This window comes from Actinoallomurus sp. CA-150999 (genome assembly GCF_050942425.1).
Lineage (GTDB): Bacteria > Actinomycetota > Actinomycetes > Streptosporangiales > Streptosporangiaceae > Actinoallomurus.
In genome coordinates, this window is sequence record NZ_CP192063.1 from 4,787,636 (window position 1) to 4,802,372 (window position 14,737).

A 14,737-nucleotide genomic window follows, 5' to 3' on the forward strand; every position below is an offset into this window, starting at 1 on the left:
CGCGTCATTGTTGGGACACAAGTGGAGTCGACGAACGGAGGCACACATGGTTCAAGGTGCGGACCACGGTCATGATTCCCAAGGTGCTCCGGCAGGCGGCGTCTACGAGTGGTACCAGCGAGGTCTAGAACTGCTCAACGGCGGCAGCCCGGCCGCCGCGATCCAGATCCTTGAGCACGCCGCGGCCGCCGAGCCGTCGAGCCGGAGCGTGCGGGAGGCCCTCGCCCGCGCCCACTTCGGCGCGAAGCGGTACGCCGATGCCGCCGCCAACTTCCGTATGATCGTCGAGGCCGATCCGGCCGAGGACTACGCTCTGTACGGCCTGGGCATGTCGCTGACCCGCACCGGTGATCTCGCGGAGGCGGTCGAGCACCTCGCGCTCGCCTGCGCGATGTGCCCGGACAACAAGCACTACGCGACCGCACTGCGGCACGCGCGAGCCCGGAAGGGGTGACATGCGAGGCAGCGACCGGCCGCTCGCCGAGATCTACGACGTCGCCGTACTCGACCTCGACGGCGTGATCTACATCGGCCACGACCCGGTGCCGGGCGCGGCCGACGCGCTGGCCAAGGCGCGGGCGGGCGGGATGCGCCTGGCGTTCGCGACCAACAACGCCTCACGGACGCCGAGCGCGACGGCCGCCCTCATCACCGAGGTGGGGGTGCCCGCCGCGGCGGAGGACGTCGTGACATCCGCGCAGGCCGCCGCCAGGCTCTTGGCGGAGCGGCTTCCGGCCGGCTCGAAGGTCCTCGTCGTCGGCGGCACCGGCCTCCGGCACGCGCTCCGCGCCGCCGGCCTGCGTCCCGTCTCGACCGCCGCCGAGCGGCCCGCCGCCGTCGTGCAGGGGTTCACGCCGGGCCTCTCGTACGACCTGCTCGCGGAAGGGGGCCGGGCCGTCGCCGGGGGCGCGCTGTTCGTCGCGTCCAACGCCGACACCACGATTCCGAGCCCGGGCGGGCTGCCGAGGCCGGGCAACGGGGCCCTGGTCCAGGTGATCCGCACCGCGACCGGCGTCGACCCCATCGTCACCGGCAAGCCGGAGCTGCCCTTGCACCGTGAGACGATCCTGCGCACCGGCGCCGAGCGGCCGCTGATCGTGGGGGATCGCCTCGACACCGACATCGAGGGCGCCAACAACGGCGGCGCCGACAGCCTGCTCGTGCTGACCGGGGTGACCGACGCCCGAGCGCTGCTGGGCGCGCCCCCGCCCCACCGGCCGACATACCTCGCCGACGACCTGTCCGGTCTCCTCGTGCCGCATCCCGAGGTGCGGCGCGCCGACGGTTCCTACCACTGCGGCGGCTGGACGATCGGCCCGGACTTCACGGTGAGCGGATCGGGCGACCGCGTCGACGCCCTGCGCGCGCTGTGCGTCGCCGCCTGGGAGTCGGGCGAACCCGCGAAGGCGGAGGATGCCCTGACCCGCCTGCCCTGACCCGGCGCCGCTTGCCGGGCGGCGAGGCGTGCCATCAGGCCCGGCGCCCATAGGGAGTGGTTCAGCGTGCCCACTGCGCCCGCTGGGGCCGCGATGGCCTCGCCGCGCGTGGGCGCGCCCGCCCGCGTGGACGGCCGTGTCCATGGAACCGGCCCGGCGTGACGCGGTGGTTCCATTTGCGCCCTGGAGATGGAGTTGATCGTCCGCTGTGACGCGATCGGGGGTCGTGGGCCGGGTAGGCGAGCCGAGGAGCCCGACGTCCGGCCGTTCGCCGGGTGTGTCGCTCCGATCCGGCGTCAGAGGATCTTGCGGAGCCGCAGCAGGTCGCCCAGGCTGGCCTCGATCTTGAGCCGGCCCGTCGCCCAGGCCTTGGTCACGTGGAGCTCGTCGTCGGCCAGTGCCACCAGATCGTCGCTCTTCACGGTGAGCCTGACCTGGGCGCGGTCGGCGTCGTCCACGAGCTGGAAGTCGTCCAGGCCGTCCTCGTGGATCCGAGTGAGGAAGATCAGCCCGAGATCGGGCACGCGGCAGCTGATCGTTCGTTCCACGACGTGCCTGGCGAGCTCGTCGGCATCCACCTCGGTGAGCCGGGTGGCGATGCGCTCGAGCGCCGAGCGTGCTTCCTGAGCGGTGGCCATCGTCAGGTCCGTTCCCCCGTCGTCGTCCTCGACACCGCTGTCGTCAACGGACGGTAGCGTTCTTCTTGAGCCGGACACGACCGGCGGCGAAGGGAAGGGTACAGGTGAACGGCACCGAAGTGGACACCACAGGGGACGAGCGCGTCGACGCCGCGCTGGCGCGTCTGACCGAGCTGGAGCAGGCACCCCTGACCGAACACCCGGCGGTGTTCGACGACGTCCACCGGCGGCTCCAGGAGGCTCTCACAGGCCTCGACGAGAGCGCGTCATGACCGACCCGATCGCGCTGTCGGCCGACCCGCGCGTGCTGTCGGTCGGCCACTCCCTGCCGTCGGTCGGCCTGCCCGTGCCGTCGGTCGGCCCCTCCGTGCCGTCGGTCGGCCTGCCCGTACAGTCCGTCGAGCTGTCCGCGCCGTGGGTCGGCACGGCGGTGTCACCGGTCGGTCTGTCGGTGGCCGTCCCGTGAGCGCGCGTCGTCGGCTGGACAGCGAGCTCGTCCGGCGAGGACTGGCCCGGTCGCGTGAGCACGCCGTGGACCTGGTCACCGAGGGACGCGTCACGGTCGCCGGCCAGACCGCCTCCAAGCCCGCCACCCAGGTGGAGACCTCCGCCGCCATCGTCGTACGGCCCGCGGAGTCGGGACCGGAGTACGTCTCGCGTGGCGGGCACAAGCTGGCCGGGGCGCTCAAGGCGTTCGCCGACCTGCGGGTCGAGGGCCGCCGCTGCCTGGACGCCGGCGCGTCGACGGGCGGTTTCACCGACGTGCTCCTGCGCGCCGGTGCGGCGCACGTGGCCGCGGTCGACGTCGGATACGGCCAGATCGCCTGGTCCCTGCGTACCGACGACCGCGTGACGGTCCTGGAGCGGGTCAACATCCGCGACCTCGAGCCGGACCAGGTGATCTCCGACGGTGAGGCGCCCGACCTGGTCGTCGCGGACCTGTCGTTCATCTCGCTGCGCCTCGTCCTCGCGCCCATCCAGCGGTGCGTGGCGCCCGACGCCGACTACGTGATGATGGTCAAACCGCAGTTCGAAGTGGGCAAGGAGCGCGTTGGCGCGGGCGGCGTCGTCCGCGACGCCGCACTCCGGGCGGAGGCCGTGCGCGACATCGCCGTGCATGCCGCGACACTGGGCCTGGGAGTCCGCGGCGTGACGGCGAGCCCGTTGCCCGGGCCCTCCGGAAACGTCGAATACTTCCTGTGGCTGCGAGCGGGCGCCCCGCCTCTCGACGAGGCCCAGGTGGACAAGGCCGTGGCAGAAGGGCCCGCATGACAGAGAAGAGATCCGTCCTGGTCGTCACCCACACGGGCCGCAGCGCCGCGGTGCGCAGCGCCCAGTTGGTGATCAGCCGGCTCAGTGACGCCGGCATCGCGGTGCGGGTGCTGGACAGCGAGGCCGAGGACCTGCACTGCGCCGGCGCCGACGTCATGCCGGTCTCGGCGGCGGCCACCGAGGGTGCCGAGATGGTCATCGTCCTCGGCGGCGACGGCACGATCCTGCGGGCCGCGGATCTGGCCCGGCGGTCCGGCATCCCGCTGCTCGGTGTGAACCTCGGCCACGTCGGCTTCCTCGCGGAGGCCGAGCGGGAGGACCTGGCCGCCACGGTCGACAAGGTCGCCGCACGCCGCTATGACGTCGAAGAGCGCATGACGATCGACGTCGTCGTCCGGCAGAACGGCACCGTCACCAACGCCAGCTGGGCGCTCAACGAGGCGGCCGTCGAGAAGGCCTCCCGGCAGCGGATGCTCGAGGTCGTCGCCGAGATCGACGGACGGCCGCTCTCGCGCTGGGGGTGCGACGGTGTGGTCTGCGCCACTCCGACCGGCTCGACGGCCTACGCGTTCTCCGCCGGCGGTCCCGTCGTGTGGCCCGAGGTCGAGGCGATGCTGGTCGTGCCGATCAGCGCGCACGCGCTGTTCGCCAGGCCCATGGTGGTCTCGCCACGGTCCGTCGTCGCGGTCGAGCTGCTCCCGAACACCTCGGGCGGCGTGCTGTGGTGCGACGGCAGCCGTCCGATCGACCTGCCGCCGGGCGCTCGGGTGGAGGTCCGCCGGGGTGAGCGGCCGGTCCGGCTCGCGCACCTGCATCAGACCCCGTTCACCGACCGGCTCGTCACGAAGTTCGGCCTGCCGGTCGCCGGCTGGCGCGGCCGCGTCCGGGAGGACTGACAGACCTCCGCGAAGTACGACACGCCCCCGCGAGATGGGGCGTCTTCGCGGGACGTTGTCTCCGCGATGGGCGAGGTCTTCGCGGGGCGTCGCCCTCGCGAAGGGCGATGTTTTCGCGGGACGTCGCTCCGCGAAGGGCGATGTCTTCGTGAGATGTCGCCTCCGCGAAGGGCGATGTCTTAGCGAGGTGTGACATGCCTCCCCGAAGTGTGACACGCTGCTGCGGCGTCCGTTTTGAGCTGGACGTTCAGTCCCACTGGGTACGCACGAGGGCGTCCGCGGCGGTGGGGGCGACACGCCCGGGAGGTTCCCTCTGCGGCGGCGTGCCGTCTACGCTGAGCCGAACACGTGTTCGCCTGGGGAGGTCCGGTCACGGTCCCGCACATCGGGGCCTAAAGGGCCATCATGACGGAGTAGCCTCGGGCGCGCCGGGTGTCTGCGACAGGAGGGCCTTCGTGACCGACGTGACGAGCCGCCAGGCAGGAAACACGAGGTGCCGAGCGAGCGGAGTGGTCGGTCGAGCCGTACCCAATTACGCGCCTCCGGCACGACGAGGGCCGGCCGCGGAGCGAGTGCGAAGCCGAGTGCGACCGTCGGGCAACGGCCCGGTGGGTGATTCAACAGGACGGCTCGGGTTGAGGAGTACCGAGTCGCCGGGCGGGGAGGTCCGGTGAGCCGGGTTCGGCCCATGGTCGAGGAAGTACGGATCCAGAACCTCGGGGTGATCGAGGAGGCCGTCCTCGAGCTTTCGCCGGGTTTCAACGTGGTCACCGGCGAGACCGGTGCCGGTAAGACGATGGTCGTCACGAGCCTCGGCCTGCTGTTCGGGGGACGAGCCGATCCGCAACGGGTCCGGCCCGGAGCCGACCGGGCGACCGTCGAGGGCCGCCTCGTCCTCGCCGAGGACGGCAAGGTCGCCGCGCGGGTCGAGGAGGCCGGCGGTGAGATCGACGACGGTGCCCTGATCCTGACCAGGTCCGTGTCGGCGGAGGGCCGGTCACGCGCCCACGTCGGCGGCCGGCAGGCACCCGTCTCCGTCCTCATCAACCTGGCCGACGACCTCGTCGCCGTGCACGGCCAGTCCGACCAGCAGCGGCTGCTGCAGCCCGGGCGTCAGCGCGCGGCGCTGGACCGCTTCGCCGGCGACGACGTGGCCAAGCCGCTGCGCGCCTACACCGCCGCCTACCGGCGTCACCGCGAGGTGTCGGCGCTCCTGGAGGAGCTGACCACGCGCTCCCGGGAGCGGGCGCAGGAGGCCGACATGCTGCGGTTCGGCCTCGAGGAGATCGAGAAGGTCGATCCCAAGCCGGGAGAGGACGAGCTCCTGGCGACGGAGGAGCAGCGCCTCGCGCACGCCGACGCGCTCCGTACGGCTGCCACCACGGCGCATGAGGCGTTGCAGGGCGACCCGACCGCCACCACGGGCGTCGTGGACGCCATCGGGCTGCTCAGCTCCGCCCGTCAGGCCCTGGAGGCCGTGCGCTCCCACGACGAGGCGCTCGCCGGACAGGCCGACCGCCTGTCGGAGGCCGTCTACGTCGTGTCGGACGTCGCCGCCGAGCTCGCCGGCTACGCCGAGTCGGTGGAGGCCGACCCGGCCCTGCTGGCGAGCGTGCAGGAGCGGCGGGCGGCACTCGTCGGGCTGACCCGCAAGTACGGCGCGACGATCGCCGAGGTCCTGGAGTGGTCGGAGCAGTCCGCCCTGCGCCTGACCGAGCTCGACTCCGACGACGACCGCATCGACGAGCTGCGCGCCGAGCACGACGATCTCACCCGGCAGCTGACCGAGCTGTCCGCGGAGCTGACCACCGTCCGCACGACCGCCGCCGAGCGACTCTCCGAGGCCGTCACCGCGGAGCTGGCGGCGCTGGCCATGCCGCACGCCCGCGTGGTCGTGGCGGTGACGCCGCAGGAGGAGTTCGGCCCGTACGGCGTGGACGAGGTCGAGCTGCGGCTGGCCTCCCACCCAGGCGCGCCGCCGCTGCCGCTGCACAAGGGGGCGTCGGGCGGTGAGCTGTCGCGCGTGATGCTGGCGATCGAGGTGGTCTTCGCCGGTGCCGACCCGGTGCCGACGTTCGTGTTCGACGAGGTCGACGCGGGCGTGGGCGGCAAGGCGGCCGTCGAGGTCGGCCGCAGGCTCGCCCGGCTGGCCAAGTCGGCCCAGGTGATCGTGGTCACTCACCTTCCGCAGGTCGCGGCGTTCGCCGACCAGCACCTGGTCGTCGAGAAGTCCAACGACGGCCGTGTCACCCGCAGTGGCGTGACCGCGCTGGACGCCGACGGGCGGGTTCGCGAACTGTCCCGCATGCTCGCGGGAATGGAGGATTCGGAGCTGGGCCGGGCGCACGCCGAAGAACTACTGGCCATCGCCGCCACCGAGCGCTGAGGCGAGCGGCCGAGCGCCGCGCCGCGCAGGTGCCGCGTCGTCGGCCGTACGCCGGGGCGGCGGGTCGACGCACGGCCGATCGGGCGTCGTGATGGCCGGTCCCGCACGGCGGCCGCAGCCGGGGTGGACGGCCCCGTACGGGCCGCTGAATACTCGAGGGCAGGCGCCGGGCACACGGCCGTACGCTGGGGCGGCGGGCCGTCGTACGGCCGATCGGGCGTCGCGGCGGCTGGTCCCGCACGGCGACCGCAGTCGGGGCGGGCCGCCCACGACGAGCGGCCGAACGTTGCAAGGGCACACGGCCGTACGCTGGGGGCGGCGGCCGATCGTACGAGCGATCGAGCATTGCGATGGCCGGTCCCGCGCGGCGGCCGCAGCCGGGGTGGACGGCCTCGTGCGGGCCGCCGAGTGCTCGAGGGCAGGCGCCGGGCACACGGCCGTACGCTGGGGCGGCGGGTCGACGTAAGGCCGATCGGGCGTCGCGGCGGCCGGTCCCGCACGGCGACCGCAGCCGGGCCGCCCACTACGGGCGGCTGAGCGCTGCAAGGGCGCACGGCCGGTCGTGTGGGCGATCGGGCATTGCGGCGGCCGGTCCGTGCGCATGATCGTACGCTTGGGCGGCGGGCCATCACGTGCCGATGTGGGTGGGCGTTGCGCGGACGGACACCGTCCGTGGGCGAACGAACACGCCATAACGGTCGTCGATACCGGTGGCACTGTCCAGGCTCTGGCAGGATTGGCACCACGATGAACGACGTCTCCCCGAGAATCAAGAGCGGCGTCCGCCTCCGGGCGCCGCTGCGGCGTGGGCTGCGCCGTGACCGGCGCGAGGGGGAGACGGGTATCACCGGCGTCGCCCGCCTCGACGGCAAGACCAAGAAGCTGACCAAGCGCCTCCAGCCCGGCGACATCGCGATCATCGATCACGTCGACCTCGACCGGGTCAGCGCGGAGGCGCTGGCCGCCTGCCAGGTCGCCGCGGTGGTCAACGTGGCGCGCAGCATCTCCGGGCGCTATCCGAACCTCGGGCCGCGGATCCTGGTGGAGGCGGGCATCCCGCTGGTCGACGACGTGGGGCCGGATGTCTTCACCAAGGTTCACGAGGGCGACGTCGTCCGCATCGACGGTGAGACCGTCTACCTCGGCGAGCAGGTCGCCACCAAGGGCATCCGGCAGACCGAGGAGTCGGTCGAGGCGGCGATGACCGAGGCGCGGGCCGAGTTGCCCGCCCAGCTCGAGGCGTTCGCCGCCAACACGATGGAGTTCCTCAAGCGGGAGCGGGATCTCCTGCTCGACGGCGTCGGCGTCCCGGACATCAAGACCGACCTCGACGGCCGTCACGTCCTCATCGTGGTGCGCGGCTACCACTACCGCGAGGACATCGCGACCCTCCGGCCCTATATCCGCGAATACCGTCCCGTGCTCATCGGCGTGGACGGCGGGGCCGACGCGCTGATGGAGGCCGGCTACCGGCCGGACATGATCGTCGGGGACATGGACTCGGTGTCCGATGAGGCGCTGACGTCAGGGGCCGAGCTGGTGGTGCACGCCTACCGCGACGGCCGGGCGCCCGGCCTCAACCGCGTCCACGACCTCGGCCGGGAGGGCGTCGTCTTCCCCGCCGCAGGGACCAGCGAGGACATCGCGATGCTGCTCGCGGACGACAAGGGCGCCACCCTGATCGTCGCGGTCGGCACCCACGCGACGCTCGTGGAGTTCCTCGACAAGGGCCGCGCCGGAATGTCCAGCACGTTCCTGACGCGGCTGCGGGTGGGCAGCAAGCTCGTCGACGCCAAGGGCGTCAGCCGGCTCTACCGCAGCCGCATCAAGCTGTCGTCGCTGCTCATGCTGATCGCCGCCACGCTCGTCGCGATGGTGGCCGCAATCGTTTCCTCACCGGCCGGCGATGCCTTCGAACCCATCGTCGCCGACTGGTGGCACCAATTCGTCTACTGGCTAAACGGACTCTTCACGTGATCGATTTCCGTTACCACCTCGTCTCCATCATCGCGGTCTTCCTCGCGCTGGCGCTCGGCCTCGTGGTCGGCGCCTCCGCGCTGCGCGGGCCGCTGGTCGACCAGCTGAAGGACAACTCGAATCGGCTGAAGAACAGCAACGAGGTGCTCCGTAAGGAGAAGGACGCGGCCGCGCAAGTGCGTGACTACGGCAGTCAGGTCACCGACGCGGTCGCGGCGCAGGTCGTCGCCGGCCGGCTCAAGGACCAGAGCGTCGTGTTCGTCGAGGCTCCCGGCGCGGACGACCAGATGCGGGCGCAGACCGCCGACATGGTGCAGAAGGCCGGGGCGCGGATCAGCGGTTACGTCACGCTGCAGAGCAAGTACCTCGACCCGAACCAGCTGGCCACGCTGAACGAGCTCACCGACCAGCTGAAGCCCGCCGGCCTGACCTTCCCGGCCGACGCGACGTCGTACGACCGTACGGCGAGCGAGCTGGCGTCGGTGCTGGTCACCAAGCAGGCGTCGCGCAACGGCCAGGAGGACCCGGCGGCCGGGCAGGTCCTGTCCGGTTTCAAGGAGGCGGGTTTCCTGACTTTCAGCGGGCAGCCCGCGACCCGTGCGACACTCGCCATCGTGATCGCGCCCGCCGCCGCGAGCAACGCCAAGAACGCCGATGCCCAGAACAAGGCGCTCGGCGCGTTGCCCATCGCCCTCTACACCTACGGTGGGGGCACCGTCGCGGTGGGCGACCCCGACTCGGCGACTCAGGGCGGCATGATCAAGGCGCTGCGCGACAGCGACGATGCCGACGGGCACGTCTCCACCGTCGACACGGCGGACGTTCCGGCCGGTCGGCTGGCCGCCGTGCTCGCGCTGGCCGCCGCCAAGCAGGGCAAGGCCGGTGACTACGGCATCGGGTCGAAGGTGGACGGACCGCTCCCGACCCCGGTGCCGACGCCCACGCCGACGACGACGAAGACGAAGAAGTGAGGCGGCATGCGTAAGGCAGTGGCGGGGGCCGTGCTGGGTGCGGCGGCGGCACGGGCGGCGTACGTCGCGCTGACCAGCCGTCCGCCTCGCGACGAGAAGCTCTGGGTGCGGACCAACCACCGCGGTGAGCCGGTGACCCTCCTCGAAGGGCCCGCGTTCGTGGTGGGCGCGGTGACGGCGGTGGCCGTGGCACCGGGCGTGCCGGCGCGGATGCGCGCCGCCGCGATCCTCGCGGGCGGTGCCACCGGCGCCCTCGGCGGCTACGACGACCTCGCCGGGTCCGGCGACTCCCGGGGGTTCAAGGGCCACCTTTCGGCGCTCGCCCGCGGTGAGGTCACCACGGGCGCGGTGAAGATCCTCGGCATCGGTGCCGCCGGTCTGGCCGCCGCCGTGGTCGCCGGCAGCGGCGCGCCCACCCGCCGGGGCGCCCTGCTCGACGTCCTGATCAACGGCGCGCTCATCGCCGGCACCGCCAATCTGCTCAACCTGTTCGACCTGCGGCCCGGCCGGGCGATCAAGGCGGGGCTCCTGGCGAGCCCGCTGGTGTTCGCCGCGCCGTCGCCCTCGATGCCGCGCGGCCGGTTCGCCGGGCTGCTCAGCGGCTCGGCCGTCGCGGCCGCCCCGCTCGGCGCGGCGATCGCCCTGCTGCCGGAGGACCTCGGCGAGCGCGCGATGCTCGGCGACGCGGGCGCGAACGCCTTCGGCGCCCTGATCGGCCTGTCGGCGACGGGCCTGAGCCGCCGGTCCCGCCTGGGCATTCTCGCGGGCGTGACCGCGCTCAACGCCGCGAGTGAGGTCGTCAGCTTCACGAAGGTGATCCGGGCGACGCCGCCGCTGAACTGGCTCGACCAGCTGGGCCGCCGTCCCGTCGTACCGGAGGCGCGTCCGTCGGGCACCCCGTGACGGCACCGGACGTGACCGAGGAGGCCGGGGAGACCACCGTCGGCCGGGGGAGGGGCCTCGCCGGCGCCGCCGTCCTCATCGGCGTCATCACCATCTTCGCCCGGATCGTCGGGTTCTCCCGCAGCCTCGTCCTGTCCCACACCGTCGGCAACGACTGCCTGGCCACCGCGTACTTCACCGGCAACCAGGTGACGAACATCGTCTTCGAGGTGGTGGCGGGAGGCGCGCTGGCGGGCCTCGTCATTCCGGTCCTGGCGGGCCCCGCCGCTCGCCGGGCGCCGGAGGCCGGCCGGATCGCCGCGGCGCTGATGACCTGGACCGTGCTGATCCTCCTGCCCCTCACCCTGATCGCCGCCGCGGCCGCCCGCCCCCTGATGGCGGACGTCCTCGTCCGCGGAGCGGTGCCGGGCTGTTCGCGCGACCAGGTGATCGACGCGGGCACGCGCATGCTGGTGGCGTTCGCCCCGCAGATCCTGTTCTACGGGCTCGCCGTGGTGCTGTACGGCGTACTTCAGGCGCACCGCAGGTTCCTCGGCCCGGCGCTGGCCCCCCTCGTGTCGAGCCTCGTCGTCATCGGCGCGTACCTGGCGTTCCTGTCGACCGGCGCGGCCTACCGGCAGGCCGCGAACCAGCACGACCTGTCCACCGTCACGCGGGGCGCGGAGCTGACGCTGTCGGTCGGGACGACCCTCGGCGTGGTGGCGCTCGTCGTCACCGTGGTCGGCCCGGCGGCGCGGCTGCGGCTCGGGCTGCTGCGGCCCACGCTGAGGTTCCCGCCCGGCGTCGCCGCGCGCATCCGGCGGCTGGCCCTGGCGGGTCTGGCCACGCTGGTCGCCCAGCAGGCCGCCTGGGGCATCGTCATCATCCTCGCGAACGCGAGGGGCGGGTCGGGCGCGCTGGCGGTCTACCAGTACGCCTGGGCGCTGTTCCAGCTCCCGTACGCCGTCCTCGCCGTCCCGCTGGCGACCAGTGCGTTCCCCGTCCTGTCGGCACGTGCGAGCGACGGGGACCAAGAGGGCTTCGACCGTACCGCCGCGTCGACGACGCGCGCGATCGTGCTGCTGTCCTGCGCCGGGGCGGCCGTGCTGGCCGCGACCGCGCTTCCCGTGGCGCGGGTGTTCCTGCTCGGGACCAAGGGGGGCGTGCCGCCGTCGGATCTGGCCCGCGCGATCGTCGCCTTCGCGCCCGGCCTCATCGGCTACGGGCTGATGGCGCACATCGGCCGTGTCCTGTTCGCCGCCGGCAAGGGACGGGCGTCGGCGGTCGCCCAGGTGACCGGCTGGATCGCGGTGATCGCCGCGGAGATCGCGCTGGTGGAGGCGGCGGGGCGGCGCGACGCCGTCGCCGCGCTCGGGCTGGGAAACTCGATCGGCATGACGCTCGCCGGCGTGCTCCTGCTGATCACGGTGGCGCGGACCCGCGGCAGGACGGCGTTCCGCGGCATGGGGCGGGCGGTCGCGACGGGGCTGACCGGCGCGGCGGCCGGGTACGCCGCAGGAGCCGGGGTCGTGGCGGCGTTCGGTGCGACCGGTCTGGCCGCCAGCGTCGGGGTGGGTGTCCTGGCCGCGCTGGCCGCCGGCGCCGCCTTCGCCGCCGTCGCGTACGCGGGCGACCGGAACGATCTACGAGGCCTGATCGGGCGGAGACTGTGACGGAGAGGACGGCCGGAGTGGTGATGGACGGACTGAAGGTCGCGCTCGTGCTGGCGACGGCCGCAGGCGGGCTCGGACGGCACGTCCGGTCGGTGGCCGACGGCCTGCGGGCGCGCGGCGCGAAGGTCGTCGTCCTGGGTCCGGCCTCGGCCGACGCGCTGTTCGGCTTCACCGCGTCCGGCGCGGCGTTCGCCCCCGTCGAGATCGCCGACCGCCCGCATCCTCTGGGCGACGTACGCGCGATCGCCCGGCTCCGGCGCCTCACCCGGGACGCCGACGTCGTCCACGCGCACGGTCTGCGGGCCGGCGGGCTGGCCGCGCTCGCCCGGGTCCGTACCGTTCCGGGGCCGCTGCGCCTCGGCGCGGCGGGTCCGCCGCTCGTCGTCACGCTGCACAACGCCTCCATCGCGGGCGGCCTGACCGGCGCGGCCTACGCCACGCTCGAACGCGTCGTCGCGCGGGGCGCGACCGAGGTCCTGGGCGTATCCCCGGACCTGGAGGAGCGGATGCGCTCGCTGGGCGCGCGCTCGGTGGGGCTCGCGCTCGTCCCCGCGCCGGCCGCTCCGCCCTCCGACGACCCCGAGGCGCCGAAACGCATCCGCGCCGAACTCGGCGCCGGAGACCGCCCGCTCATCCTGACGGTGGCGCGGCTGGCGGACCAGAAGGGACTGCCGACCCTGCTGGACGCCGCCGTCGGCTGGGCCCGGCTGGACGCCGCGCCGCTGGTGCTCATCGCCGGGGACGGGCCGCTGGAGGCGGAACTCCGCGACCGGATCGCGGCCGAACGCCTCCCGGTGCGGCTGCTCGGCCGCCGTACGGACGTCGCCGACCTCCTCTCCGCCGCCGACGTCGCCGTCGTGCCGAGCGTCTGGGAGGGGCAGCCGCTGATCGTCCAGGAGATCCTGCGCGCCGGCCGGCCTCTCGTCGCCACGCGCGTCGGCGGAGTGCCCCGCATGGTGGGGGAGGCGGCGCTGCTGGTGCCCTCGGGAGACGCCGCCGCGCTCGAACGCGCGGTATCGCGGGTGCTCGACGAGCCCGCGCTCGCCGACCGGCTCGCGGCGGCCGCCGCCCAGCAGGCCTCCCGGCTGCCGACCGACGAGGACGCGCTCGACCAACTCGCCTCGGTGTACGCACGGGTCACCTCGAGCACAGCTTGATCACACCTCGGTACAACGAAGGTAAGCCTTTGTATATAGTCAGTGCCCAGGAGGGGAGTATTCCTTCGCGGCAGTGTCGTCACCACGGTCCCAGGAGCCACATGCGGCCCGGTGCTGTCGGCCCTCATCGATGAGTGAGGGCGGAAGAGACCTCCGGGGCCGTTGCCTGCCACCGGAGGAAGTGCTCTTGTGAACGTCACCCTTTGGGTCTGGGGTCTCACCCTGCTGGGGCTGCTCGCGTTCATCATGTTCGACCTGTGGGTGGTCGACCGTGGAAAGCCACGCGACTTCTCCATGCGGCAGGCGACCGGGTGGGTGACGTTCTACGTCCTCCTGGCGATCCTCTTCGGCATCGGCCTGCTGTTCGTGGTCGGGGCCGACTATTCGACGCAGTTCTTCGCCGGTTACCTCACCGAGTACAGCCTCAGCGTCGACAATCTCTTCATCTTCTATGTGATCATGGCGCGGTTCGCCGTTCCCCGGGCCAACCAGCACAAGGTCCTGCTGATCGGCATCATGATCGCGCTGTTGATGCGAGGGATCTTCATCGCCGTGGGCGCCGCCGCCCTGGCCCGGTTCGAGTGGCTGTTCTACATCTTCGGCGCGTTCCTCATCTGGACCGCGTACGGCCTGGTGCGCGGTGAGCCCGACGAGGACGAGTACGAGGAGAACATCCTCGTGCGCTGGATCCGCCGGGCCGTCCCGACGACGGAGGAGTACCACGAGCACCGGCTGACCGTCCGCATCGACGGCAAGCGCCTCATCACCCCGATGCTGATCGTGATGGTCGCCATCGGATCGACCGACCTGCTGTTCGCCCTCGACTCCATCCCCGCGATCTTCGGGCTGACCAAGGAGTCCTACCTCGTCTTCACCGCCAACGCCTTCGCGCTGATGGGGCTGCGGCAGTTGTACTTCCTCCTCCGGGGACTGCTCGACCGCCTCGTGTACCTCAGCAAGGGGCTCGCGTTCATCCTGGCCTTCATCGGCATCAAGCTCGTCCTCGAGGCGATGCACACGACCTGGTTCCCGAGCGTCCCGGAGATCTCGACCGCCCTTTCCCTCGCCGTCATCGGGGCGACGATGTTCGTCACCACCGTCGCCAGCCTCATCAGGGTCCCGCGCGGTGAGGCGGAGGACCGGGAGTCCGGAGAAGGACCCGGTCAGGCCGTCGCCGACGGCCCCGGCCCCGGTCCGGCCGTTCCCGCTCCGGCGGTCCCGGACGCCTCCGGCCCGGTGCCGGAGGCGGGCACGGACCAGGATCCCGGCCGCGACGACCCCGAAGGCGACGCCGGCCCGGAGCCGGACGACACCGCCACGGACGAGACCGACACCGACACCGGCATGACCGACGTCGACGCGCGGGCCGGGCGCACGCGTCGCTGACCGCCTCGCCAGGGCGCCTTCATCGGGGATGTCCCGGAGCAGGTTTTCGCCCTGTAACGTGAT

At 72.7% G+C, this 14,737-nt stretch carries 14 protein-coding genes; 13 read left to right on the forward strand and 1 reads right to left on the reverse strand.

Annotation, left to right across the window (positions count from 1 at the left end; genetic code table 11):
* The first annotated feature begins 46 nt into the window (after positions 1-46).
* On the forward strand, positions 47-454 hold the full coding sequence (locus tag ACQP2O_RS22355; protein WP_360878858.1) for a tetratricopeptide repeat protein: 408 nt from the start codon (positions 47-49) through the stop codon (positions 452-454).
* Between the two features lies 1 nt (position 455).
* Positions 456-1,436 carry an HAD-IIA family hydrolase gene (locus ACQP2O_RS22360; protein WP_433188357.1) on the forward strand — a complete coding sequence of 327 codons (981 nt, stop codon included), beginning with the start codon at positions 456-458 and terminating at the stop codon, positions 1,434-1,436.
* Between the two features lie 296 nt (positions 1,437-1,732).
* On the opposite strand, the gene ACQP2O_RS22365 is transcribed toward ACQP2O_RS22360, so the two are convergent.
* Positions 1,733-2,074, reverse strand: coding sequence for an SCP2 sterol-binding domain-containing protein (locus ACQP2O_RS22365; protein ID WP_433188360.1), 342 nt, complete (start codon positions 2,072-2,074; stop codon positions 1,733-1,735).
* Positions 2,075-2,178: 104 nt separating this feature from the next.
* Between ACQP2O_RS22365 and ACQP2O_RS22370 the strand changes: the two genes are divergently transcribed.
* The 11 genes from ACQP2O_RS22370 to ACQP2O_RS22420 all read left to right on the forward strand — a co-directional run bounded on the left by ACQP2O_RS22370 (position 2,179) and on the right by ACQP2O_RS22420 (position 14,674).
* Positions 2,179-2,346, forward strand: a complete 168-nt coding sequence (locus ACQP2O_RS22370) for a hypothetical protein (protein ID WP_433188363.1) — start codon at positions 2,179-2,181, stop codon at positions 2,344-2,346.
* Positions 2,343-2,540, forward strand: a complete 198-nt coding sequence (locus ACQP2O_RS22375; protein ID WP_433188366.1) for a hypothetical protein — start codon at positions 2,343-2,345, stop codon at positions 2,538-2,540. The genes ACQP2O_RS22370 and ACQP2O_RS22375 overlap by 4 nt, the downstream gene beginning before the upstream one ends.
* The gene (locus ACQP2O_RS22380; protein ID WP_433188369.1) at positions 2,537-3,346 is read left to right on the forward strand and encodes a TlyA family RNA methyltransferase; all 810 of its coding nucleotides are present in this window, start codon (positions 2,537-2,539) and stop codon (positions 3,344-3,346) included. The genes ACQP2O_RS22375 and ACQP2O_RS22380 overlap by 4 nt, the downstream gene beginning before the upstream one ends.
* On the forward strand, positions 3,343-4,242 hold the full coding sequence (locus ACQP2O_RS22385) for an NAD kinase (RefSeq protein WP_360878873.1): 900 nt from the start codon (positions 3,343-3,345) through the stop codon (positions 4,240-4,242). The genes ACQP2O_RS22380 and ACQP2O_RS22385 overlap by 4 nt, the downstream gene beginning before the upstream one ends.
* A gap of 688 nt (positions 4,243-4,930) precedes the next feature.
* Positions 4,931-6,628, forward strand: coding sequence for a DNA repair protein RecN (recN, locus tag ACQP2O_RS22390; protein ID WP_433191112.1), 1,698 nt, complete (start codon positions 4,931-4,933; stop codon positions 6,626-6,628).
* 747 nt (positions 6,629-7,375) lie between these two features.
* Positions 7,376-8,605: a putative cytokinetic ring protein SteA gene (gene steA / locus ACQP2O_RS22395; RefSeq protein WP_433188373.1), complete on the forward strand. Its 1,230-nt coding sequence runs from the start codon at positions 7,376-7,378 to the stop codon at positions 8,603-8,605.
* The gene (locus ACQP2O_RS22400) at positions 8,602-9,576 is read left to right on the forward strand and encodes a copper transporter (RefSeq protein WP_433188376.1); all 975 of its coding nucleotides are present in this window, start codon (positions 8,602-8,604) and stop codon (positions 9,574-9,576) included. Before steA ends, ACQP2O_RS22400 begins: the two co-directional genes overlap by 4 nt.
* A gap of 6 nt (positions 9,577-9,582) precedes the next feature.
* Positions 9,583-10,479, forward strand: a complete 897-nt coding sequence (locus tag ACQP2O_RS22405) for a hypothetical protein (protein WP_433188379.1) — start codon at positions 9,583-9,585, stop codon at positions 10,477-10,479.
* Positions 10,476-12,131, forward strand: a complete 1,656-nt coding sequence (murJ, locus tag ACQP2O_RS22410; protein WP_433188382.1) for a murein biosynthesis integral membrane protein MurJ — start codon at positions 10,476-10,478, stop codon at positions 12,129-12,131. Before ACQP2O_RS22405 ends, murJ begins: the two co-directional genes overlap by 4 nt.
* Before the next feature lie 23 nt (positions 12,132-12,154).
* On the forward strand, positions 12,155-13,288 hold the full coding sequence (locus ACQP2O_RS22415; protein ID WP_433188386.1) for a glycosyltransferase: 1,134 nt from the start codon (positions 12,155-12,157) through the stop codon (positions 13,286-13,288).
* Positions 13,289-13,477: 189 nt separating this feature from the next.
* A complete protein-coding gene (locus ACQP2O_RS22420; RefSeq protein WP_433188389.1) occupies positions 13,478-14,674 on the forward strand; it encodes a TerC family protein in 1,197 nt (398 codons plus the stop codon).
* Positions 14,675-14,737 lie beyond the last annotated feature (63 nt).

Excerpts from the sequence above, each read along its gene's own strand:
- ACQP2O_RS22405 (WP_433188379.1), top strand. The coding sequence starts at position 9,583 with ATGCGTAAGGCAGTGGCGGGGGCCGTGCTGGGTGCGGCGGCGGCACGG.
- ACQP2O_RS22360 (WP_433188357.1), top strand. The coding sequence starts at position 456 with ATGCGAGGCAGCGACCGGCCGCTCGCCGAGATCTACGACGTCGCCGTA.
- steA (WP_433188373.1), top strand. The coding sequence starts at position 7,376 with ATGAACGACGTCTCCCCGAGAATCAAGAGCGGCGTCCGCCTCCGGGCG.
- ACQP2O_RS22365 (WP_433188360.1), bottom strand. The coding sequence starts at position 2,074 with ATGGCCACCGCTCAGGAAGCACGCTCGGCGCTCGAGCGCATCGCCACC.
- recN (WP_433191112.1), top strand. The coding sequence starts at position 4,931 with ATGGTCGAGGAAGTACGGATCCAGAACCTCGGGGTGATCGAGGAGGCC.
- ACQP2O_RS22355 (WP_360878858.1), top strand. The coding sequence starts at position 47 with ATGGTTCAAGGTGCGGACCACGGTCATGATTCCCAAGGTGCTCCGGCA.
- ACQP2O_RS22415 (WP_433188386.1), top strand. The coding sequence starts at position 12,155 with ATGGACGGACTGAAGGTCGCGCTCGTGCTGGCGACGGCCGCAGGCGGG.
- ACQP2O_RS22385 (WP_360878873.1), top strand. The coding sequence starts at position 3,343 with ATGACAGAGAAGAGATCCGTCCTGGTCGTCACCCACACGGGCCGCAGC.
- ACQP2O_RS22375 (WP_433188366.1), top strand. The coding sequence starts at position 2,343 with ATGACCGACCCGATCGCGCTGTCGGCCGACCCGCGCGTGCTGTCGGTC.